The following is a 25,572-nucleotide window of genomic DNA, read 5'->3' as shown; positions in this document are numbered from 1 at the left end:
GCAGAACGTGGCGCTGCATCGGATGATGGCAACCGGAATGACCGTATGTCGGAAAGTTAAAAATCGGAACTGGGTCACACTCTGTAGGACAGGTCGCCGCTTAAATATCAATGTGACATTAATGGGGCGATTGTTTAGGATGGATCCAATAAGGTCAATAGTTTGGCATAAAGTTAATTCCGAAAAAATATAGTCAAATTATTGACTATTTCGCATCAACGTTATGCACCAAATATTTTAGAAAGTACGTCCAGCCCCGCTCGGTGAACACCCCCGAGCGGTTCATGGAAGTCAACTGAACGTGACACCCGGAGAGTCTTCAATGAGCAGTGTTGTTGCCATCGTCAAAAGCATTGTTGGTCAGGTTTTCGCGGTGTCCCCAGAGGGCATCCGCCGCGTACTCGTTGAAGGCGACCGGTTGTTGGTGGGCGACCAGATAGACACTGGTGCCGCTGGCGCCATCACGCTCGAACTGGCTGACGGCCGGACCCTGGACCTGGGCCGCGACACTCAATGGAGCGGCAGCAATCCGGACTCCAGCACCGACCTTGCGCAAGCCACCGCACAAGCCGCGCCATCGGTTGACGAATTACAGCAAGCCATCGCCGCCGGCGTCGACCCGACCACTGCTCTTGAAGCCACCGCAGCCGGCCCTACTGCTGCGAGCACGGGTGGATCTGCCGGTGGTGGCCACAGCTTCGTGGACCTGGAGGCAACTGCGGCCCGGGTTGCCCCGACCATTGGTTTCGAGACAGCGGGCCTCGCCACTGCCGCGTCGGCAACACAAGACATTACCGGCAGCCAGACGGCCAACACCAGCGCCAACACTCTGCTCGAATCGACCCTGAGCCTGAGCGCCACGCCGACCATCACCGAAGCCGGTGGCGTGCTGGTTTATACCGCGACCCTGACCCAGGCGCCGCTGACCGACCTGACCATCACCCTGTCCAACGGCTCGGTGATCGTGATCGCAGCCGGCCAAACCACCGGCACCGTCAACGTTCCGCTGGCACCGAACGACACTGTTTATAACGATTCGACCCAGATCGACGTGACCGTCACCGGCACCACGGGCGGTAGCGGTATCGCGGTCACCCCGCCGACCGCACCGGCCGTGACCCAGGTCACCGACACCGTCGACACCACCACCGTCACACTGACGGCCGGTTCGACCGTCAACGAAGGCGGCCAGATCACCTACACCGCGACCTTGACCAACCCGGCGCAGACGCCAGTCACTGTCACCCTGTCCAACGGTTCGACCATCACCATCGCCGCTGGCAACGCCACCGGCAGCGTGAACGTTCCGACGCCGGCCAATGATGTCTACAACAATGGCAGCACCGTCAGCACCACGATCACCGGGACTACCGGCGGCAACTTCGAGAACCTGGTGCCGAACCCGACACCGGCGGTCACCACCGTTACCGACTCGGTCGACACCACCACCGTCACACTGACAGCGGGTTCGACCGTCACTGAAGGCGGCCAGATCACCTACACCGCGACCTTGACCAACCCGGCGCAGACGCCGGTCACTGTCACCCTGTCCAACGGTTCGACCATCACCATCGCCGCAGGCAACACCACCGGCAGCGTGAACGTTCCGACGCCGGCCAATGATGTCTACAACAATGGCAGCACCGTCAGCACCACGATCACCGGGACTACCGGCGGCAACTTCGAGAATCTGGTGCCGAACACGACCCCGGCGGTCACCACCATTACCGATTCGGTCGACAACACCGGCCTGACCCTGACCGCCACCGGCAGCGTCACTGAAGGCGGCCAGATCACCTACACCGCGACCTTGACCAACCCGGCGCAGACGCCGGTCACCGTCACCCTGTCCAACGGTTCGACCATCACCATCGCCGCAGGCAACACCACCGGCAGCGTGAACGTTCCGACGCCGGCCAATGATGTCTACAACAATGGCAGCACCGTCAGCACCACGATCACCGGGACTACCGGCGGCAACTTCGAGAATCTGGTGCCGAACACGACCCCGGCGGTCACCACCATTACCGATTCGGTCGACAACACCGGCCTGACCCTGACCGCCACCGGCAGCGTCACTGAAGGCGGCCAGATCACCTACACCGCGACCTTGACCAACCCGGCGCAGACGCCGGTCACCGTCACCCTGTCCAACGGTTCGACCATCACCATCGCCGCAGGCAACACCACCGGCAGCGTGAACGTTCCGACGCCGGCCAATGATGTCTACAACAATGGCAGCACCGTCAGCACCACGATCACCGGGACTACCGGCGGCAACTTCGAGAATCTGGTGCCGAACACGACCCCGGCGGTCACCACCATTACCGATTCGGTCGACAACACCGGCCTGACCCTGACCGCCACCGGCAGCGTCACTGAAGGCGGCCAGATCACCTACACCGCGACCTTGACCAACCCGGCGCAGACGCCGGTCACCGTCACCCTGTCCAACGGTTCGACCATCACCATCGCCGCTGGCAACACCACCGGCAGCGTGAACGTTCCGACGCCGGCCAACGACGTCTACAACAATGGCAGCACCGTCAGCACCACGATCACCGGGACTACCGGCGGCAACTTCGAGAACCTGGTGCCGAACCCGACACCGGCGGTCACCACCGTTACCGACTCGGTCGACACCACCACCGTCACACTGACAGCGGGTTCGACCGTCACTGAAGGCGGCCAGATCACCTACACCGCGACCTTGACCAACCCGGCGCAGACGCCGGTCACTGTCACCCTGTCCAACGGTTCGACCATCACCATCGCCGCAGGCAACACCACCGGCAGCGTGAACGTTCCGACGCCGGCCAATGATGTCTACAACAATGGCAGCACCGTCAGCACCACGATCACCGGGACTACCGGCGGCAACTTCGAGAACCTGGTGCCGAACCCGACACCGGCGGTCACCACCGTTACCGACTCGGTCGACACCACCACCGTCACACTGACAGCGGGTTCGACCGTCACTGAAGGCGGCCAGATCACCTACACCGCGACCTTGACCAACCCGGCGCAGACGCCAGTCACTGTCACCCTGTCCAACGGTTCGACCATCACCATCGCCGCTGGCAACACCACCGGCAGCGTGAACGTTCCGACGCCGGCCAATGATGTCTACAACAATGGCAGCACCGTCAGCACCACGATCACCGGGACTACCGGCGGCAACTTCGAGAACCTGGTGCCGAACCCGACACCGGCGGTCACCACCGTTACCGACTCGGTCGACACCACCACCGTCACACTGACAGCGGGTTCGACCGTCACTGAAGGCGGCCAGATCACCTACACCGCGACCTTGACCAACCCGGCGCAGACGCCGGTCACCGTCACCCTGTCCAACGGTTCGACCATCACCATCGCCGCAGGCAACACCACCGGCAGCGTGAACGTTCCGACGCCGGCCAATGATGTCTACAACAATGGCAGCACCGTCAGCACTACGATCACCGGGACTACCGGCGGCAACTTCGAGAATCTGGTGCCGAACACGACCCCGGCGGTCACCACCATTACCGATTCGGTCGACAACACCGGCCTGACCCTGACCGCCACCGGCAGCGTCACTGAAGGCGGCCAGATCACCTACACCGCGACCTTGACCAACCCGGCGCAGACGCCGGTCACCGTCACCCTGTCCAACGGTTCGACCATCACCATCGAAGCCGGTAAAACCATCGGTTCCGTGAGCGTCGACACCCCGGCCAATGACGTCTACAACAACGGCAGCACCATCAGCACCACGATCACTGGCGCTACCGGCGGCAACTTCGAGAACCTGGTGCCGAGCACCACGCCGGCCGTCACCACCATCACCGACTCGATCGACAACACCGGCCTGAGCCTCAGCGCCACCGGCACCGTCGTCGAAGGTGGCCAGATCACCTACACCGCTACCCTGACCAACCCGGCCGGCACCCCGATGACCGTGACCTTGAGCAACGGCTCGGTCATTACCATCGAAGCGGGCAAGACCACCGGCAGCGTGACGGTCGATACCGCGGCCAACGATGTCTACAACAATGGCAGCACCGTCAGCACTACGATCACCGGCACCACCGGCGGCAACTTCGAACAACTGACCCCGAGCACCGAGCCGGCGCTCACCACCATTACCGATTCGAAAGACGACACCGGCCTGAGCCTGTCGGCGTCCACCGAAGTGGCCGAAGGTGGTCAGATTCTGTACACCGCGACCCTGACCAATCCGGCCGGCACACCAGTGACCGTGACTTTGAGCAACGGCGCGGTGATCACCATCGCCGCTGGCGCCACCACCGGCAGCGTGAGCGTCGCCGCCCCGGCCGATGATGTCTATAAAGATGCCGGCAAGGTTGAAGTCACCATCAAGGACGCCGCGGGCGGCAACTTTGAGAACCTGGTAACTGACCCGGCGGCAGCTGTCACCGACGTCACCGACACCCTCGATACTTCGACCGTCAACCTGACCGCAACTTCGAGTGTGGCCGAAGGCGGCACGGTGGTTTATACGGCTTCCGTTACCGCGCCAGTGACCGGTTCGCCAGTGGTCGTGACGCTGTCGAATGGTCAGACCATCACCATCCCGGTCGGCGCCAGCAGCGCCAGCGTCAACTTCACCGCGCCGAACGATGCGTTGGCCGGCGGCGGCTCCCTGAGCGTCAAGATTGACGATGCCAAGGGCGGCAACTACGAGAAGCTGGAAGTCGATGGCAAGTCAGCGGATACCTCGATCACTGATACTCAGGACACCACCAACCTGTCGCTGACCGCCACCGGCGCTGTGGATGAAGGCGGCCAGATCACCTATACGGCGACCCTGACCAACGCCGCCGGCACGCCGGTCACCGTGACCCTGAGCAACGGTGCCGTCATCACCATCGAGGCCGGTAAAATCAGCGGTTCCGTAACTGTCGACGCGCCAAAGGACGACGTCTACAAAGACGCCGGCACCGTCGAAGCAACGATCAAAGACGCGACAGGTGGCAATTTCGAGAACCTGGTCACCAACGATACGTCCGCTGTCACCACTGTTAACGATACCCTCGATACCAGCACCGTATCGCTGACGGCCACCGCGGACATTGCCGAAGGCGGCACCGTGGTGTACACCGCGTCCGTGACTTCGCCTGTCACCGGTTCGCCGGTGGTCGTGACCCTGTCGAACGGCCAGACCATCACCATCCCGGTCGGCTCGAGCAGTGCCAGTGTCAACTTCACCGCGCCGAACGATGCCCTGACCGGTGGTGGCTCCCTGAGCGTCAAAATCGACGATGCCAAGGGCGGCAACTACGAGAAGCTGGAAGTCGATGGCAAGTCGGCTGACACCTCGGTGACCGACACGGCGGACACCACCACCCTCAGCCTGAGCGCAACCGACTCCGTGGCTGAAGGCGGTTCCATCGTTTACACCGCCACCCTGACCAACGCCGCTGGGACTCCGGTCACTGTGACCTTGTCGAACGGCGCAGTCATCACCATTGAAGCGGGTAAAACCACAGGCTCCGTGACCGTCGACGCGCCAAAAGACGATGTCTACAAAGACGCCGGTACCGTTGAAGCAACGATCAAAGACGCGGCCGGCGGTAACTTCGAAAACCTGGCGACCAATCCGGCGGCGGCAGTTACCGAAGTCACCGACACCGTCGACACCTCGACGGTGAACCTGACCGCGACGTCCACCGTCGCCGAAGGCGGCACCGTGGTTTACACCGCGTCCGTCTCGGCACCGGTCACCGGTTCGCCGGTGGTCGTGACCCTGTCGAACGGCCAGACCATCACCATCCCGGTCGGCTCGAGCAGTGCCAGTGTCAACTTCACCGCACCGAACGATGCCCTGACCGGTGGTGGCTCCCTGAGCGTCAAAATCGACGATGCCAAGGGCGGTAACTACGAGAAGCTGGAAGTCGATGGCAAGTCAGCCGACACCTCGGTTACCGACACGGCAGACACTACCACCCTCAGCCTGAGCGCTACTGACTCCGTGGCAGAAGGCGGCTCCATTGTTTACACCGCCACCCTGACCAACGCCGCTGGGACTCCGGTCACTGTGACCTTGTCGAACGGCGCGGTGATCACCATCGCCGCCGGCGCCACCAGTGGCTCCGTGACCGTCGATGCACCGAAGGACGACGTCTACAAAGATGCCGGCCAAGTCGAGGTGACGATCAAAGATGCCGCCGGCGGCAACTTTGAAAACCTGGCCACCAACCCAGCGGCAGCGGTTACCGACGTCACCGATACCACCGACACCTCGACGGTGAACCTGACCGCGACTTCGAGTGTGGCCGAAGGCGGCACCGTGATTTACACCGCGTCCGTGTCCGCTCCGGTCACCGGTTCACCAGTCGTTGTGACCTTGTCCAACGGCCAGACCATCACCATCCCAGTCGGCTCGAGCAGTGCCAGCGTCAACTTCACCGCGCCGAACGATGCGTTGGCCGGCGGTGGTTCCCTGAGCGTCAAGATCGACGATGCCAAGGGCGGTAACTACGAGAAGCTGGAAGTCGACGGCAAGTCGGCGGACACCTCGATCACCGACACGGCGGACACCACGACTCTGAGCCTGAGCGCGACCGACTCCGTGGCAGAAGGCGGCTCCATCGTTTACACCGCCACCCTGACCAATGCCGCCGGCACTCCGGTCACCGTGACCCTGTCGAACGGTGCCGTGATCACCATCGCCGCCGGCGCAACCAGTGGCTCCGTGACCGTCGATGCGCCGAAAGACGACGTCTACAAAGACGCCGGTACCGTCGAAGCAACGATCAAAGACGCGACCGGTGGCAATTTCGAAAATCTGGCCACCAATCCGGCGGCGGCAGTTACCGAAGTCACCGACACCGTCGACACCTCGACGGTGAACCTGACCGCGACGTCCACCGTCGCCGAAGGCGGCACCGTGGTTTACACCGCGTCCGTCTCGGCACCGGTCACCGGTTCGCCGGTGGTCGTGACCCTGTCGAACGGCCAGACCATCACCATCCCGGTCGGCTCGAGCAGTGCCAGTGTCAACTTCACCGCACCGAACGATGCCCTGACCGGTGGTGGCTCCCTGAGCGTCAAAATCGACGATGCCAAGGGCGGTAACTACGAGAAGCTGGAAGTCGATGGCAAGTCAGCCGACACCTCGGTTACCGACACGGCAGACACTACCACCCTCAGCCTGAGCGCTACTGACTCCGTGGCAGAAGGCGGCTCCATTGTTTACACCGCCACCCTGACCAACGCCGCTGGGACTCCGGTCACTGTGACCTTGTCGAACGGTGCCGTGATCACCATCGCCGCCGGTGCCACCAGCGGCTCCGTGACCGTCGATGCACCGAAGGACGACGTCTACAAAGACGCCGGCCAAGTCGAGGTGACGATCAAAGATGCCGCCGGCGGCAACTTTGAAAACCTGGCGACCAATCCGGCAGCGGCGGCCACCGACGTCACCGACACCACCGACACCTCGACGGTGAACCTGGCCGCGACGTCCACCGTCGCCGAAGGCGGCACCGTGGTTTACACCGCATCCGTCTCGGCACCGGTCACCGGTTCGCCAGTGGTTGTGACCCTGTCGAATGGCCAGACCATCACCATCCCGGTCGGTTCGAGCAGCGCCAGCGTCAACTTCACCGCGCCGAACGATGCGTTGGCCGGCGGCGGTTCCCTGAGCGTCAAGATCGACGATGCCAAGGGCGGCAATTACGAGAAGCTGGAAGTCGATGGCAAGTCAGCCGACACCTCGATCACTGATACCCAGGACACCACCAGCCTGTCGCTGACCGCCACCGGCGCTGTGGATGAAGGCGGCCAGATTACCTACACGGCGACCCTGACCAACGCCGCTGGGACTCCGGTCACTGTGACTTTGTCGAACGGTGCCGTGATCACCATCGAGGCCGGTAAAATCAGCGGCTCCGTAACTGTCGACGCACCAAAGGACGACGTCTACAAAGACGCCGGCACCGTCGAAGCGACGATCAAAGACGCGACCGGTGGAAATTTCGAGAATCTGGTCACCAGCGATACGCCCGCTGTCACCACTGTTAACGACACCCTCGATACCAGCACCGTTTCGCTGACTGCCACCGCGAATGTTGCCGAAGGCGGCACCGTGGTTTACACGGCTTCCGTGACTTCGCCTGTCACCGGTTCGCCGGTGATCGTAACCCTGTCCAACGGCCAAACCATCACCATCCCGGTCGGCGAAACCACTGGCAGCGTGAACTTCGTCGCGCCAAACAGCCCGCTGGCGGGTGGCAGCTCACTGAGCGTCAAGATCGACGGCGCTGCGGGCGGTAACTACGAGAAGCTGGAAGTCGATGGCAAGTCGGCGGACACCTCGGTGACTGACACGGCGGACACCACCACTCTTAGTCTGAGTGCGACCGACTCCGTGGCTGAAGGCGGCTCCATCGTCTACACCGCGACCCTGACCAATGCGGCCGGCACACCAGTGACCGTCACGCTGAGCAATGGCGCCGTGATCACCATCGCCGCCGGTGCCACCAGTGGCTCCGTGACCGTCGATGCGCCGAAAGACGATGTCTACAAAGACGCCGGTACCGTTGAAGCAACGATCAAAGACGCGGCCGGCGGTAACTTCGAAAACCTGGCGACCAACCCAGCGGCGGCGGTCACCAATGTGACTGACACCGTCGACACCTCGACGGTGAACCTGACCGCGACGTCCACCGTCGCCGAAGGCGGCACCGTGGTGTACACCGCGTCCGTGTCCGCTCCAGTCACCGGTTCGCCGGTGGTCGTGACCCTGTCCAACGGACAGACCATCACCATTCCGGTTGGATCGAGCAGCGCCAGCGTGAATTTCACTGCGCCGAACGATGCGTTGGCCGGCGGCAACTCCCTGAGCGTCAAGATCGACGATGCCAAGGGCGGCAACTACGAGAAGCTAGAAGTCGATGGCAAATCAGCCGACACCTCGGTGACCGATACCTCGGACACCACGACTCTGAGCCTGAGCGCGACCGACTCGGTGGCTGAAGGCGGCTCCATCGTTTACACCGCCACCCTGACCAATGCCGCCGGCACTCCGGTGACCGTGACGTTGAGCAACGGCTCCGTGATCACCATCGACGCCGGTAAAACCACCGGCACCGTGACCGTCCCGGCACCATCCGATGACGTCTACAAAGATGCCGGCACCGTTCAGGCGACCATCTCCACCGCCACCGGTGGCAACTTCGAGAACCTGGTCCCTAGCACTGCTCCGGCAGTCACCAGCGTCACCGACACTATCGACACTTCGACCGTGAACCTGACCGCGACGTCCACCATCGCCGAAGGCGGCACCGTGGTGTACACCGCGTCCGTGTCCGCTCCAGTCACCGGTTCGCCAGTCGTTGTGACCTTGTCCAACGGCCAGACCATCACCATCCCGGTCGGTTCGAGCAGTGCCAGCGTCAACTTCACCGCGCCGAACGATGCGTTGGCCGGCGGCGGTTCCCTGAGCGTGAAAATCGACGATGCCAAGGGCGGTAACTACGAGAAGCTGGAAGTCGATGGCAAGTCAGCCGACACCTCGATCACTGATACCCAGGACACCACCAGCCTGTCGCTGACCGCCACCGGCGCTGTGGATGAAGGCGGCCAGATCACCTATACGGCGACCCTGACCAACGCCGCTGGGACTCCGGTCACTGTGACCTTGTCGAACGGCGCGGTCATCACCATTGAAGCGGGTAAAACCACAGGCTCCGTGACCGTCGATGCGCCGAAAGACGACGTCTACAAAGACGCCGGTACCGTCGAAGCAACGATCAAAGACGCGACCGGTGGCAATTTCGAAAATCTGGCCACCAATCCGGCGGCGGCAGTTACCGAAGTCACCGACACCGTCGACACCTCGACGGTGAACCTGACCGCGACGTCCACCGTCGCCGAAGGCGGCACCGTGGTTTACACCGCGTCCGTGTCCGCTCCAGTCACCGGTTCGCCGGTGGTCGTGACCCTGTCGAACGGCCAGACCATCACCATCCCGGTCGGCTCGAGCAGTGCCAGTGTCAACTTCACCGCGCCGAACGATGCCCTGACCGGTGGTGGCTCCCTGAGCGTCAAAATCGACGATGCCAAGGGCGGCAACTACGAGAAGCTGGAAGTCGACGGCAAGTCGGCGGACACCTCGGTGACCGATACTGCGGACACCACGACTCTCAGCCTGTCGGCGACCGATTCGGTCGCTGAAGGCGGCTCCATCGTCTACACCGCCACCCTGACCAATGCCGCCGGCACGCCGGTCACCGTGACCCTGTCGAACGGCGCCGTCATCACCATCGCCGCCGGCGCCACCAGCGGTTCCGTGACCGTCGACGCACCAAAGGACGACGTCTACAAAGACGCCGGTACCGTTGAAGCAACGATCAAAGACGCGGCCGGCGGTAACTTCGAAAACCTGGCGACCAACCCAGCGGCGGCGGTTACCGAAGTCACCGACACCGTCGACACCTCGACGGTGAACCTGACCGCGACGTCCACCGTCGCCGAAGGCGGCACCGTGGTTTACACCGCGTCCGTGTCCGCTCCAGTCACCGGTTCGCCGGTGGTCGTGACCCTGTCGAACGGCCAGACCATCACCATCCCGGTCGGCTCGAGCAGTGCCAGTGTCAACTTCACCGCGCCGAACGATGCCCTGACCGGTGGTGGCTCCCTGAGCGTCAAAATCGACGATGCCAAGGGCGGTAACTACGAGAAGCTGGAAGTCGATGGCAAGTCAGCCGACACCTCGGTTACCGACACGGCAGACACCACCACCCTCAGCCTGAGCGCTACTGACTCCGTGGCTGAGGGCGGCTCCATCGTTTACACCGCCACCCTGACCAACGTCGCCGGCACACCGGTCACCGTGACCTTGTCGAACGGTGCCGTGATCACCATCGCCGCCGGCGCAACCAGTGGCTCCGTGACCGTCGACGCGCCGAAAGACGACGTCTATAAAGACGCCGGCCAAGTCGAAGTGACCATTAAGGACGTTGCGGGCGGAAACTTCGAAAATCTGGCCACCAATCCAGCGGCGGCAGTTACCGAAGTCACCGACACCGTCGACACTTCGACGGTCAACCTCACCGCGACCAGCACTGTGACCGAAGGCGGCACGGTGGTTTACACCGCGTCCGTGTCCGCTCCGGTCACCGGTTCACCAGTCGTTGTGACCTTGTCCAACGGCCAGACCATCACCATCCCAGTCGGCTCGAGCAGTGCCAGCGTCAACTTCACCGCGCCGAACGATGCGTTGGCCGGCGGTGGTTCCCTGAGCGTCAAGATCGACGATGCCAAGGGCGGTAACTACGAGAAGCTGGAAGTCGACGGCAAGTCGGCGGACACCTCGATCACCGACACGGCGGACACCACGACTCTGAGCCTGAGCGCGACCGACTCCGTGGCAGAAGGCGGCTCCATCGTTTACACCGCCACCCTGACCAATGCCGCCGGCACTCCGGTCACCGTGACCCTGTCGAACGGTGCCGTGATCACCATCGCCGCCGGCGCAACCAGTGGCTCCGTGACCGTCGATGCGCCGAAAGACGACGTCTATAAAGACGCCGGCCAAGTCGAAGTGACCATTAAGGACGCTGCGGGCGGAAACTTCGAAAATCTGGCCACCAATCCAGCGGCGGCAGTTACCGAAGTCACCGACACCGTCGACACTTCGACGGTCAACCTCACCGCGACCAGCACTGTGACCGAAGGCGGCACGGTGGTTTACACCGCGTCCGTGTCCGCTCCAGTCACCGGTTCGCCAGTCGTTGTGACCCTGTCGAATGGCCAGGCCATCACCATTCCGGTTGGATCGAGCAGCGCCAGCGTCAATTTCACTGCGCCTAACGATGCCCTGACCGGTGGTGGCTCCCTGAGCGTCAAAATCGACGATGCCAAGGGCGGCAACTACGAGAAACTGGAAGTCGATGGCAAGTCGGCGGACACCTCGATCACTGACACGGCGGACACCACCACTCTTAGCCTGAGCGCAACCGACTCCGTGGCAGAAGGCGGCTCCATCGTTTACACCGCCACCCTGACCAATGCCGCCGGCACTCCGGTCACCGTGACCCTGTCGAACGGTGCCGTGATCACCATCGCCGCCGGCGCAACCAGTGGCTCCGTGACCGTCGACGCGCCAAAAGACGATGTCTACAAAGACGCCGGTACCGTTGAAGCAACGATCAAAGACGCGGCCGGCGGTAACTTCGAAAACCTGGCGACCAACCCAGCGGCGGCGGTCACCAATGTGACTGACACTATCGACACTTCGACCGTCACCCTGAACGCCACCACTTCGGCGGCGGAAGGCGACACCGTCACTTACACCGCGACCGTCGGTGCACCGGTGACTGGCAGCCCGGTTACCGTGTCCCTGGCCAACGGCCAGACGATCACCATCGACGTCGGTAAAACCACCGGTACCGTGACCACCGCCGCGCCGAACGACGCGTTGGCCGGCCATACTCCGCTGACCAACTCGATCACCAGCGTCAGCGGCGGCAACTACGAGAACCTGGTGGCGGACAAAACGCCGGTCAGCACCACCGTGACCGACACCGTCGACACCACCAACCTCAGCCTGAGCGCAACCGATTCGGTGGCTGAAGGCGGCTCCATCGTCTACACCGCGACGCTGAGCAACGCCGCCGGCACGCCGGTCACCGTGACCTTGAGCAACGGCGCGGTGATCACCATCGCCGCCGGCGCCACCAGCGGTTCCGTGACCGTCGACGCGCCGAAAGACGACGTCTATAAAGACGCCGGCCAAGTCGAGGTGACGATCAAAGATGCCGCCGGCGGCAACTTTGAAAACCTGGCGACCAATCCGGCAGCGGCGGTCACCGATGTGACCGACACCATCGACACTTCGACGGTCAACCTCACCGCGACCAGCACTGTGGCTGAAGGCGGCACGGTGGTTTACACCGCATCCGTCTCGGCACCGGTCACCGGCTCGCCAGTGGTTGTGACCTTGTCCAACGGCCAGACCATCACCATCCCGGTCGGTTCGAGCAGTGCCAGCGTCAACTTCACCGCGCCGAACGATGCGTTGGCCGGCGGCGGTTCCCTGAGCGTCAAGATCGACGATGCCAAGGGCGGTAACTACGAGAAGCTGGAAGTCGATGGCAAGTCAGCCGACACCTCGGTGACCGACACGGCAGACACCACCACCCTCAGCCTGAGCGCGACCGACTCGGTGGCTGAAGGCGGCTCCATCGTCTACACCGCGACCCTGACCAATGCGGCCGGCACACCAGTGAACGTCACGCTGAGCAATGGCGCGGTGATCACCATCGCCGCCGGCGCCACCAGCGGTTCCGTGACCGTCGACGCGCCGAAGGACGACGTCTACAAAGATGCCGGCCAAGTCGAAGTGACCATCAAGGATGCTGCGGGCGGCAACTTCGAAAATCTGGCCACCAATCCGGCGGCGGCGGTCACCGATGTGACCGACACCATCGACACTTCGACGGTCAACCTCACCGCGACCAGCACTGTGGCTGAAGGCGGCACGGTGGTTTACACCGCATCCGTCTCGGCACCGGTCACCGGCTCGCCAGTGGTTGTGACCCTGTCGAATGGCCAGACCATCACCATCCCGGTCGGTTCGAGCAGCGCCAGCGTCAACTTCACCGCGCCGAACGATGCGTTGGCCGGCGGCGGTTCCCTGAGCGTGAAAATCGACGATGCCAAGGGCGGTAACTACGAGAAGCTGGAAGTCGATGGCAAATCAGCCGACACCTCGATCACCGACACAGCGGACACCACCACCCTCAGCCTGAGCGCTACTGACTCCGTGGCAGAGGGCGGCTCCATCGTTTACACCGCCACCCTGACCAATGCCGCCGGCACTCCGGTGACCGTGACGTTGAGCAACGGCTCCGTGATCACCATCGACGCCGGTAAAACCACCGGCAGCGTGACCGTCCCGGCGCCATCCGATGACGTCTACAAAGACGCTGGCACCGTCGAAGCGACGATCAAAGGCGCGACCGGTGGCAATTTCGAGAATCTGGTCACCAGCGATACACCCGCTGTCACCACTGTTAACGACACCATCGATACCAGCACCGTTTCGCTGACTGCCACTTCGAGCGTCGCCGAAGGCGGCACCGTGGTGTACACCGCGTCCGTGTCCGCTCCAGTCACCGGTTCACCAGTCGTTGTGACCCTGTCCAACGGCCAGACCATCACCATCCCGGTCGGTTCGAGCAGCGCCAGCGTCAATTTCACCGCGCCTAACGATGCCCTGACCGGTGGCGGCTCCCTGAGCGTCAAGATCGACGATGCCAAGGGCGGTAACTACGAGAAACTGGAAGTCGACGGCAAGTCGGCGGACACCTCGATCACTGATACAGCAGACACCACCACCCTCAGCCTGAGCGCAGCCGACTCCGTGGCCGAAGGCGGTTCCATCGTTTATACCGCCACCCTGAGCAATGCGGCCGGTACGCCGGTCACCGTGACACTGTCGAACGGCGCGGTGATCACCATCGCCGCCGGCGCCACCAGCGGTTCCGTGACCGTCGACGCGCCGAAGGACGACGTCTACAAAGATGCCGGCCAAGTCGAAGTGACGATCAAAGATGCCGCCGGCGGCAACTTCGAAAATCTGGCGACCAATCCGGCAGCGGCGGTCACCGATGTGACCGACACCATCGACACTTCGACGGTCAACCTCACCGCGACCAGCACTGTGGCTGAAGGCGGCACGGTGGTTTACACCGCATCCGTCTCGGCACCGGTCACCGGCTCGCCAGTGGTTGTGACCTTGTCCAACGGCCAGACCATCACCATCCCGGTCGGTTCGAGCAGTGCCAGCGTCAACTTCACCGCGCCGAACGATGCGTTGGCCGGCGGCGGTTCCCTGAGCGTCAAGATCGACGATGCCAAGGGCGGTAACTACGAGAAGCTGGAAGTCGATGGCAAGTCAGCCGACACCTCGGTGACCGACACGGCAGACACCACCACCCTCAGCCTGAGCGCGACCGACTCCGTGGCCGAAGGTGGCCAGATCACTTACACCGCGACCCTGACCAACGCCGCCGGCACCCCGGTGACCGTGACGTTGAGCAACGGCTCCGTGATCACCATCGACGCCGGTAAAACCACCGGCACCGTAACCGTCCCGGCGCCATCCGATGACGTCTACAAAAACGCCGGCACGGTTCAGGCGACCATCTCCACCGCCACCGGTGGCAATTTCGAGAACCTGGTTCCTAGCACTGCCCCGGCAGTCACCAGCGTCACCGACACTATCGACACTTCGACCGTGAACCTGACCGCGACGTCCACCGTCGCCGAAGGCGGCACGGTGGTGTATACCGCGTCCGTGTCCGCTCCAGTCACCGGCTCACCAGTCGTTGTGACCCTGTCCAACGGCCAGACCATCACCATCCCGGTCGGCGCCAGCAGCGGTTCTATTAACTTCGTTGCGCCAAACGACGCGTTGGCCGGTGGCGGTTCGCTGAGCGTCAAGATCGACGGCGCTGCGGGCGGTAACTACGAGAAGCTGGAAGTCGACGGCAAGTCGGCGGATACCTCGGTGACCGATACCCAGGACACCACCACCCTCAGCCTGAGCGCAACCGATTCGGTGGCTGAAGGCGGCTCCATCGTCTACACCGCGACGCTGAGCAACGCCGCCGGCACGCCGGTCACCGTGACCTTGTCGAACGGTGCCGTGATCACCATCGCCGCCGGCGCCACCAGTGGCTCCGTGACCGTCGACGCGCCGAAAGACGACGTCTATAAAGACGCCGGCCAAGTCGAAGTGACCATCAAGGACGCTGCTGGCGGCAACTTTGAAAACCTGGCGACCAACCCTGCGGCGGCGGTCACAGATGTGACTGACACCATCGACACCTCGACCATGAATCTGACCGCGACTTCGAGTGTGGCCGAAGGCGGCACCGTGGTATACACCGCGTCCGTGTCGGCACCGGTCACCGGTTCGCCAGTCGTTGTGACCCTGTCCAACGGCCAGACCATCACCATTCCGGTCGGCGCCAGCAGCGGTTCTATTAACTTCGTTGCGCCAAACGACGCCTTGTCGGGCGGCGGTTCGCTGAGCGTCAAAATCGACGACGCCAAGGGTGGCAACTACGAGAAGCTGGAAATCGATGGTAAATCAGCCGACACCTCGATCACTGATACCCAGGACACCACCAACCTGTCGCTGACCGCCACCGGTGCTGTGGATGAAGGCGGCCAGATTACTTACACGGCGACACTGACCAACGCCGCTGGGACTCCGGTCACCGTGACCTTGTCGAACGGCGCAGTCATCACCATTGAAGCGGGTAAAACCACAGGCTCCGTGACCGTCGACGCACCGAAGGACGACGTCTACAAAGACGCCGGCACCGTCGAAGCGACGATCAAAGGCGCGACCGGTGGAAATTTCGAGAATCTGGTCACCAGCGATACGCCCGCTGTCACCACTGTTAACGACACCCTCGATACCAGCACCGTTTCGCTGACTGCCACCGCGAATGTTGCCGAAGGCGGCACCGTGGTTTACACGGCTTCCGTTACCGCGCCAGTGACCGGCTCGCCAGTCGTCGTGACCCTGTCGAATGGCCAGACCATCACCATCCCGGTCGGCGAAACCACTGGCAGCGTGAACTTCGTCGCGCCAAACAGCCCGCTGGCGGGTGGCAGCTCACTGAGCGTCAAGATTGACGATGCCAAGGGCGGTAACTACGAGAAGCTGGAAGTCGACGGCAAGTCGGCCGACACCTCGGTGACCGATACCTCGGACACCACGACTCTGAGTCTGAGCGCAACCAACTCGGTGGCTGAAGGCGGCTCCATCGTCTACACCGCGACCCTGACCAACGCCGCCGGCACTCCGGTGACCGTGACGTTGAGCAACGGCTCCGTGATCACCATCGATGCCGGTAAAACCACCGGCACCGTGACCGTCCCGGCACCATCCGATGACGTCTACAAAGACGCCGGCCAAGTCGAAGTGACCATCAAGGATGCTGCGGGCGGCAACTTCGAAAATCTGGCCACCAATCCGGCGGCGGCAGTCACCAGCGTCACCGACACCATCGATACTTCGACGGTGAACCTGACGGCGACGTCCACCGTCGCCGAAGGCGGCACCGTGGTTTACACCGCGTCCGTGTCTGCACCAGTCACCGGTTCGCCAGTGGTTGTGACCCTGTCCAACGGCCAGACCATCACCATCCCGGTCGGTTCGAGCAGTGCCAGCGTCAACTTCACCGCGCCGAACGATGCGTTGGCCGGCGGCGGTTCCCTGAGCGTGAAAATCGACGATGCCAAGGGCGGCAACTACGAGAAGCTGGAAGTCGATGGCAAGTCAGCCGACACCTCGATCACTGATACCCAGGACACCACCAGCCTGTCGCTGACCGCCACCGGCGCTGTGGATGAAGGCGGCCAGATCACCTATACGGCGACCCTGACCAACGCCGCTGGGACTCCGGTCACTGTGACCTTGTCGAACGGCGCAGTCATCACCATTGAAGCGGGTAAAACCACAGGCTCCGTGACCGTCGACGCACCAAAGGACGACGTCTACAAAGACGCCGGCACGGTTCAGGCGACCATCTCCACCGCCACCGGTGGCAATTTCGAGAACCTGGTTCCTAGCACTGCCCCGGCAGTCACCAGCGTCACCGACACTATCGACACTTCGACCGTCACCCTGAACGCCACCGCTTCGGCGGCGGAAGGCGGCACCGTCACTTACACCGCGACCGTCGGTGCACCGGTGACTGGCAGCCCGGTTACCGTGTCCCTGGCCAACGGCCAGACGATCACCATCGACGTCGGTAAAACCACCGGTACCGTGACCACCGCCGCGCCGAACGACGCGTTGGCCGGCCATACTCCGCTGACCAACTCGATCACCAGCGTCAGCGGCGGCAACTACGAGAACCTGGTGGCGGACAAAACGCCGGTCAGCACCACCGTGACCGACACCGTCGACACCACCACCCTCAGCCTGAGCGCAGCCGACTCCGTGGCAGAGGGCGGCTCCATCGTTTATACCGCCACCCTGAGCAATGCGGCCGGTACGCCGGTCACCGTGACACTGTCGAACGGCGCGGTGATCACCATCGCCGCCGGCGCCACCAGCGGTTCCGTGACCGTCGATGCACCGAAAGACGACGTCTACAAAGACGCCGGTACCGTTGAAGCAACGATCAAAGACGCGGCCGGCGGTAACTTCGAAAACCTGGCGACCAACCCAGCGGCGGCGGTCACCAATGTGACTGACACCATCGACACTTCGACCGTCAACCTTACCGCGACCAGCGCTGTGGCTGAAGGTGGCACGGTGGTGTATACCGCGTCCGTGTCCGCTCCAGTCACCGGTTCGCCAGTCGTCGTGACCCTGTCGAATGGCCAGACCATTACCATCCCGGTCGGCGCCAGCAGTGCCAGCGTCAACTTCACCGCGCCGAACGATGCGTTGGCCGGCGGCGGTTCCCTGAGCGTGAAAATCGACGATGCCAAGGGCGGCAACTACGAGAAGCTGGAAGTCGACGGCAAGTCGGCGGACACCTCGGTGACTGACACGGCGGACACCACCACTCTTAGTCTGAGTGCGACCGACTCCGTGGCTGAAGGCGGCTCCATCGTCTACACCGCGACCCTGACCAATGCGGCCGGCACACCAGTGAACGTCACGCTGAGCAATGGCGCCGTGATCACCATCGCCGCCGGTGCCACCTCTGGCTCCGTGACCGTCGACGCGCCGAAAGACGACGTCTACAAAGACGCCGGTACCGTTGAAGCAACGATCAAAGACGCGGCCGGCGGTAACTTCGAAAACCTAGCGACCAATCCAGCGGCGGCAGTTACCGAAGTCACCGACACCGTCGACACTTCGACGGTGAACCTGACCGCGACGTCCACCATCGCCGAAGGCGGCACGGTGGTGTACACCGCATCCGTCAGCGCACCGGTCACCGGTTCGCCGGTGGTCGTGACCCTGTCGAACGGCCAGACCATCACCATCCCGGTCGGCTCGAGCAGTGCCAGCGTCAACTTCACCGCGCCAAACGACGCCTTGTCGGGCGGCGGTTCGCTGAGCGTAAAAATCGACGATGCCAAGGGCGGTAACTACGAGAAGCTGGAAGTCGACGGCAAGTCGGCGGACACCTCGGTGACCGACACAGCGGACACCACGACTCTCAGCCTGTCGGCGACCGACTCCGTGGCAGAAGGCGGCTCCATCGTCTACACCGCGACCCTGACCAACGCCGCCAGCACGCCGGTCACCGTGACCCTGTCGAACGGTGCCGTGATCACCATCGCCGCTGGCGCGACCACCGGCAGCGTGAGCGTCGCCGCCCCGGCCGATGATGTCTACAAAGACGCCGGCCAAGTCGAAGTAACTATCAAGGACGCCGCGGGCGGCAACTTTGAAAACCTGGCGACCAACCCAGCAGCGGCGGTTACCAACGTCACCGACACTGTCGATACTTCGACCGTCAATCTGACCGCAACTGCGAGTGTGGCTGAAGGCGGCACCGTGGTGTACACCGCGTCCGTGTCCGCTCCAGTCACCGGCTCGCCAGTGGTTGTGACCCTGTCGAATGGCCAGACCATCACCATCCCGGTCGGTTCGAGCAGCGCCAGCGTCAACTTCACCGCGCCAAACGACGCTTTGTCGGGCGGCGGTTCCCTGAGCGTAAAGATCGACGATGCCAAGGGCGGTAACTACGAGAAGCTGGAAGTCGATGGCAAATCAGCCGACACCTCGGTGACCGATACCTCGGACACCACGACTCTCAGCCTGAGCGCAACCGACTCGGTGGCTGAAGGCGGTTCCATCGTTTACACCGCGACCCTGACCAACGCCGCTGGGACTCCGGTCACTGTGACCTTGTCGAACGGTGCCGTGATCACCATCGCCGCCGGTGCCACCAGTGGCTCCGTGACCGTCGATGCGCCGAAAGACGACGTCTACAAAGACGCCGGCACCGTCGAAGCGACGATCAAAGATGCGACCGGTGGCAACTTCGAGAACCTGGTTCCTAGCACTGCCCCGGCAGTCACCAGCGTCACCGACACTATCGACACTTCGACCGTGAACCTGACCGCGACTTCGAGTGTGGCTGAAGGCGGCACGGTGGTTTACACCGCATCCGTGTCCGCTCCGGTCACCGGTTCACCAGTGGTTGTGACCCTGTCCAACGGCCAGACCATCACCATCCCGGTCGGTTCGAGCAGTGCCAGCGTCAACTTCACCGCGCCGAACGATGCGTTGGCCGGCGGCGGTTCCCTGAGCGTGAAAATCGACGATGCCAAGGGCGGTAACTACGAGAAGCTGGAAGTCGATGGCAAATCAGCCGACACCTCGATCACCGACACCGTCGACACCACCCATCTCAGCCTGAGCGCGACCAACTCGGTGGCCGAAGGTGGCCAGATCACTTACACCGCGACCCTGACCAACGCCGCCGGCACCCCGGTGACCGTGACGTTGAGCAACGGCTCCGTGATCACCATCGACGCCGGTAAAACCACCGGCACCGTAACCGTCCCGGCACCATCCGATGACGTTTACAAAGACGCCGGTACCGTTCAGGCGACCATCTCCACCGCCACCGGTGGCAATTTCGAGAACCTGGTTCCTAGCACTGCCCCGGCAGTCACCAGCGTCACCGACACTATCGACACTTCGACCGTCACCCTGAACGCCACCGCTTCGGCGGCGGAAGGCGGCACCGTCACTTACACCGCGACCGTCGGTGCACCGGTGACTGGCAGCCCGGTTACCGTGTCCCTGGCCAACGGCCAGACGATCACCATCGACGTCGGTAAAACCACCGGTACCGTGACCACCGCCGCGCCGAACGACGCGTTGGCCGGCCATACTCCGCTGACCAACTCGATCACCAGCGTCAGCGGCGGCAACTACGAGAACCTGGTGGCGGACAAAACGCCGGTCAGCACCACCGTGACCGACACCGTCGACACCACCACCCTCAGCCTGAGCGCCACCAACTCGGTCGCCGAAGGTGGCCAGATCACTTACACCGCGACCCTGACCAACGCCGCCGGCACCCCGGTGACCGTGACGTTGAGCAACGGCTCCGTGATCACCATCGACGCCGGTAAAACCACCGGCAGCGTGACCGTCCCGGCACCATCCGATGACGTTTACAAAGACGCCGGCACCGTTCAGGCGACCATCTCCACCGCCACCGGTGGAAATTTCGAGAACCTGGTCCCTAGCACTGCCCCGGCAGTCACCAGCGTCACCGACACTATCGACACTTCGACCGTCACCCTGAACGCCACCACTTCGGCGGCGGAAGGCGGCACCGTCACTTACACCGCGACCGTCGGTGCACCGGTGACTGGCAGCCCGGTTACCGTGTCCCTGGCCAACGGCCAGACGATCACCATCGACGTCGGTAAAACCACCGGTACCGTGACCACCGCCGCGCCGAACGACGCGTTGGCCGGCCATACTCCGCTGACCAACTCGATCACCAGCGTCAGCGGCGGCAACTACGAGAACCTGGTGGCGGACAAAACGCCGGTCAGCACCACCGTGACCGACACCGTCGACACCACCAATCTCAGCCTGAGCGCCACCAACTCGGTCGCCGAAGGTGGTTCCATCGTTTACACCGCCACCCTGACCAACGCCGCCGGCACACCGGTCACCGTGACGTTGAGCAACGGCTCCGTGATCACCATCGACGCCGGTAAAACCACCGGCACCGTGACCGTCCCGGCACCATCCGATGATGTTTACAAAGACGCCGGCACGGTTCAGGCGACCATCTCCACCGCCACCGGTGGCAATTTCGAGAACCTGGTCACCAGCAACACCGCTGCGGTCACGACTGTCACCGACACCATCGACAAAACCGAAGTCAGCATCAGCGGCAGCACCTCGGTGACCGAAGGCCAGACCGCCAGCTACACCGTCAGCCTGACCCACCCGGCACAGACCGAAGTGACCCTGAAAATCGTCTACAGCGGCACCGCCGCCGACGGTTCGGACTTCACCGGCGTGTACACCGTGAAAATCCCGGCTGGCACCAGCAGCGCGAGCTTCAACGTCGCAACGCTGGACGACAAGCTCACCGAAGGCACCGAGAACTTCGTGATCAAGATCGACTCGGCCACCGGCGGTAACTTCGAAAACCTCGCGGTCAGCGCTTCCAGCGGCAGCGTCAGCACCTCGATCACCGACAACGATGCCGCGCCGGTTCTCGACCTGGACGCCAACAACTCCAGCGGTGCGACCGGGGCCAACTACAACGTGACCTTCACCGAAGGCACCGCCGGCCAGGGCGTATCGATCGGCGACACCGACCTGAAGATCACCGACCCGGACAGCACGATGCTGACCGGCGCCACCATCGTGCTGACCAACCGTCAGCCGGGCGACGCGCTGAACCTGGGCAACAGCGTCAACGGCATCAGCATCAACGCCAACAGCCAGGACGGCACTGTCACCCTGACCCTGTCGGGCAACGCGACGCTGGCCGACTACATGCAGCAGATCAAAAACATCAGCTTCACCAACAGCAGCGAAGATCCGAGCACCGTGCCGCGGATCATCACCGTGACGGTGACCGATGGCAGCAACTACTCCAACACCGCGACCACCACCGTCAACGTGGTGGCCGTGAACGATGCGCCGACCGCCGCACCGGTTAACGTCACTGGCACCGAAGACACCCCGCTGATCCTCGGCTGGTCGACCTTCGGCGTCAGCGATGTCGACAGTTCGGCCGCCAACCTGGGGGTGAAAATCACTCAGTTGCCGGGCGAAGGCAAGTTGCAGTACCTGGACGGTTCGACCTGGAAAGACGTGGCGACCAACCAGACCTTCACTAAAGCCGACATCGACGCCGGCAAACTGCGCTTCACGCCAGATGCCAACGAATCAGGCGTTGACGGCTACGGCGGCACCGGTGTGGGCAATAACCAGGCGGACTACGCGCAAATCAAGTTCCAGCCAACCGACGGTCAGCTGCTGGGCAACACCGGCACGGTGAAAATCGACATCACACCGGTTGCCGACGCGCCATCCCTGAGCGTCGCGGACAACAGCGTCAAGTCCACCGGCCTGATCAAGGAAGTCTGGACCGGTCTGTCGGGCCTCGGCACCGATGGCAGCGGCGCGGCTTCCGGCACGCTGAAATCGGTCATCGACGGCGCGGGTACCCCGAACAGCAGCGCCACCGTGACCAACGTGCAGTCCGACGGCGTCGCCGTCGGCACGGCCTCGAAAACGTCCGGCCTGATCTACCTCGAAGCCGGCAAGACGTACACCTTCAGCGGTACCGGTGACGACAGTCTGTTGGTGACCATCGGTGGCCAGAATGTGGCCGCGGCCACGTGGGGCGCAGGCGGCAAGCTGAACGGTTCGTTCACCCCGACCACCAGCGGCTACTACACCCTGGACATCTACCACCACAACCAGCATGGCCCGGGTAACTATGACGTCAACCTGTCGATCAACGGCGGTGCCGCAGTCGACCTGAGCAGCGCCGGCGTGCCGCTGTACACCGGCGTGGCGGATCTGGCCGCTTCCGGCGTGACCGTTTCCGACCTGCACGGCACCAATGGCGAAGGCTACTACGACGGCTACAAACTCAACGAAGGCGCCGAAGGCACCAGCGTTCACTTGTCCGCGATCAAGACAGCACTGACCGACACTGACGGCTCCGAAAGCCTGAGTGTGAAAATCAGCGGCATCCCGGCGGGCTCGGTGCTCACCGATGGCGCAGGTCACACCTTCACCGCCAGCGCGACCAACGGCGAAGCCAACGTCACCGGCTGGAACCTCGGCACCCTGACCGTCACACCGCCGTCATACTACAACGGCCAATTCACCCTGACCGTCACCTCGACGTCCACCGAAGCCCATGGCGGTTCGGCACCGAGCACCGCGCAGATCCCGGTCACGGTGTACCCGGCGGTTTACAACGCCATCACCGCCACTGCGGCCGACGACACCATCACCGGCACCGATGGTAACGACATCATGGTCGCCGACATCGGCGGGCTGACCGTGGTGCCGGGCACTAACTACAATATCGCGTTCATGGTCGACAGCTCGGGCAGCATGAGCGCCTCTTCGATCAGCGCGGCCAAGGATTCGCTGACGGCGGTGTTCAACACCCTCAAGCAAAGCCTGGGCAGCAACTCCGGGACCGTGAAGATTTTCCTGGTGGACTTCGATACCCAGGTCAACAAGTCGGTGTCGGTGAACCTGAATGACCCGAACGCACTGACCCTGCTCAAGTCAGTACTGGACTCGATGTCGTCCGGCGGTGGCACCAACTACGAGGACGTGTTCAAAACCACGGCCAACTGGTTCCAGAGTGCCGACGCCACTGCCAATACCGGTGCGAAGAACCTCACGTACTTCATCACTGACGGCAAGCCGACCTACTACCAGAGCGGTGAGCAGACCAACCCGACCTTGTACGGCAACGTGAAGCTCGATGACGTCATCACCACCACCAATTACAAGTTGGGGCAGACCTATTCCAGCTATCTGGACAGCACTCACTACCTGACCATCGACAGCGCCGGCAACGTCACGCTGCAGACTCTGAAAAACTCTGGGCGCTGGAGCAGTTCTGAACTGGGTACCCTTCATGCCGAGGGTAACGGCACGTACGAACTGTCCTATCGCGATGGCACCGGCAGCAGCACCGATTCCACCGCCATCGACAACTCCACCAGCGGCTTCGCATTGCTAAGCAACGTGTCGACGGTGGAAGCGATCGGCCTGAACACAGACGTCACCCTCACCGACCTCAAGCCCTACGACTCGAATCAAACGCCACAAACCAACATCGACCCGAAAGACCTGACCAACTCAGTCATCGGCCATACCGAAGCGACAATGCCGGGTGCCGACACGGTCAGCGGCGGTGACGGCAACGATCTTCTGTTCGGCGATCTGGTGAGCTTCAATGGCATCGCCGGCGAGGGTTATCAGGCCATGCAGGCGTTCGTGGCCCAGCAGACCGGCGTCGACGTCAGCAAAGTCACGACCAGCAACGTGCACCAATACATCACCGAGCACTACACCGCGTTCGACGTGTCTGGCGCCCACGACGGTAACGACACGCTGCTGGGTGGCGCAGGCAACGACATTCTCTTCGGCCAGGGTGGCAACGACCTCCTCGACGGCGGCAAGGGCAATGACATCCTGCTCGGCGGCAGCGGCAATGACTCGTTGATCGGCGGTCAAGGCAACGACATCCTGATTGGTGGTTCGGGTGCCGACACCTTCATCTGGAAGGCTGGCGACACCGGCAGCGACGTGATCAAGGACTTCAAGGCCAGCGAAGGCGACCGCATCGACCTGCGCGATCTGTTGCAGGGTGAAAGCGGCAGCACCATCGACAACTTCCTGAAGATCACCACCGTGGATGGCGTGTCGTCCTTGCAGGTCAGCTCCGCCGGCAAGTTCAACGGCGCCGACGCAGCAGCGGCCACCCCGGACGTGACGATCAAGCTGGAAGGTAACAATTGGTCCAGCGCCAGCATCAACTCGTTGATCGCCGGCAGTGACCCGACCATCAAGATCGATCACAACAACAGCTGATCAGCAGGCTGACGGCC

1 protein-coding gene is annotated in these 25,572 nt (G+C 62.9%); it reads left to right on the top strand.

The features are described 5' to 3' along the window. Window positions 1–322 precede the first annotated feature (322 nt). Window positions 323–25,555: an immunoglobulin-like domain-containing protein gene (locus tag LOY38_RS00735; protein ID WP_258698439.1), complete on the top strand. Its 25,233-nt coding sequence runs from the start codon at window positions 323–325 to the stop codon at window positions 25,553–25,555. Window positions 25,556–25,572: the final 17 nt, after the last annotated feature.

The sequence above is a fragment of the Pseudomonas sp. B21-015 genome (assembly GCF_024749285.1).
Classification (GTDB): Bacteria; Pseudomonadota; Gammaproteobacteria; order Pseudomonadales; family Pseudomonadaceae; genus Aquipseudomonas.
This window is presented reverse-complemented; position numbering and strand designations above follow the sequence as displayed.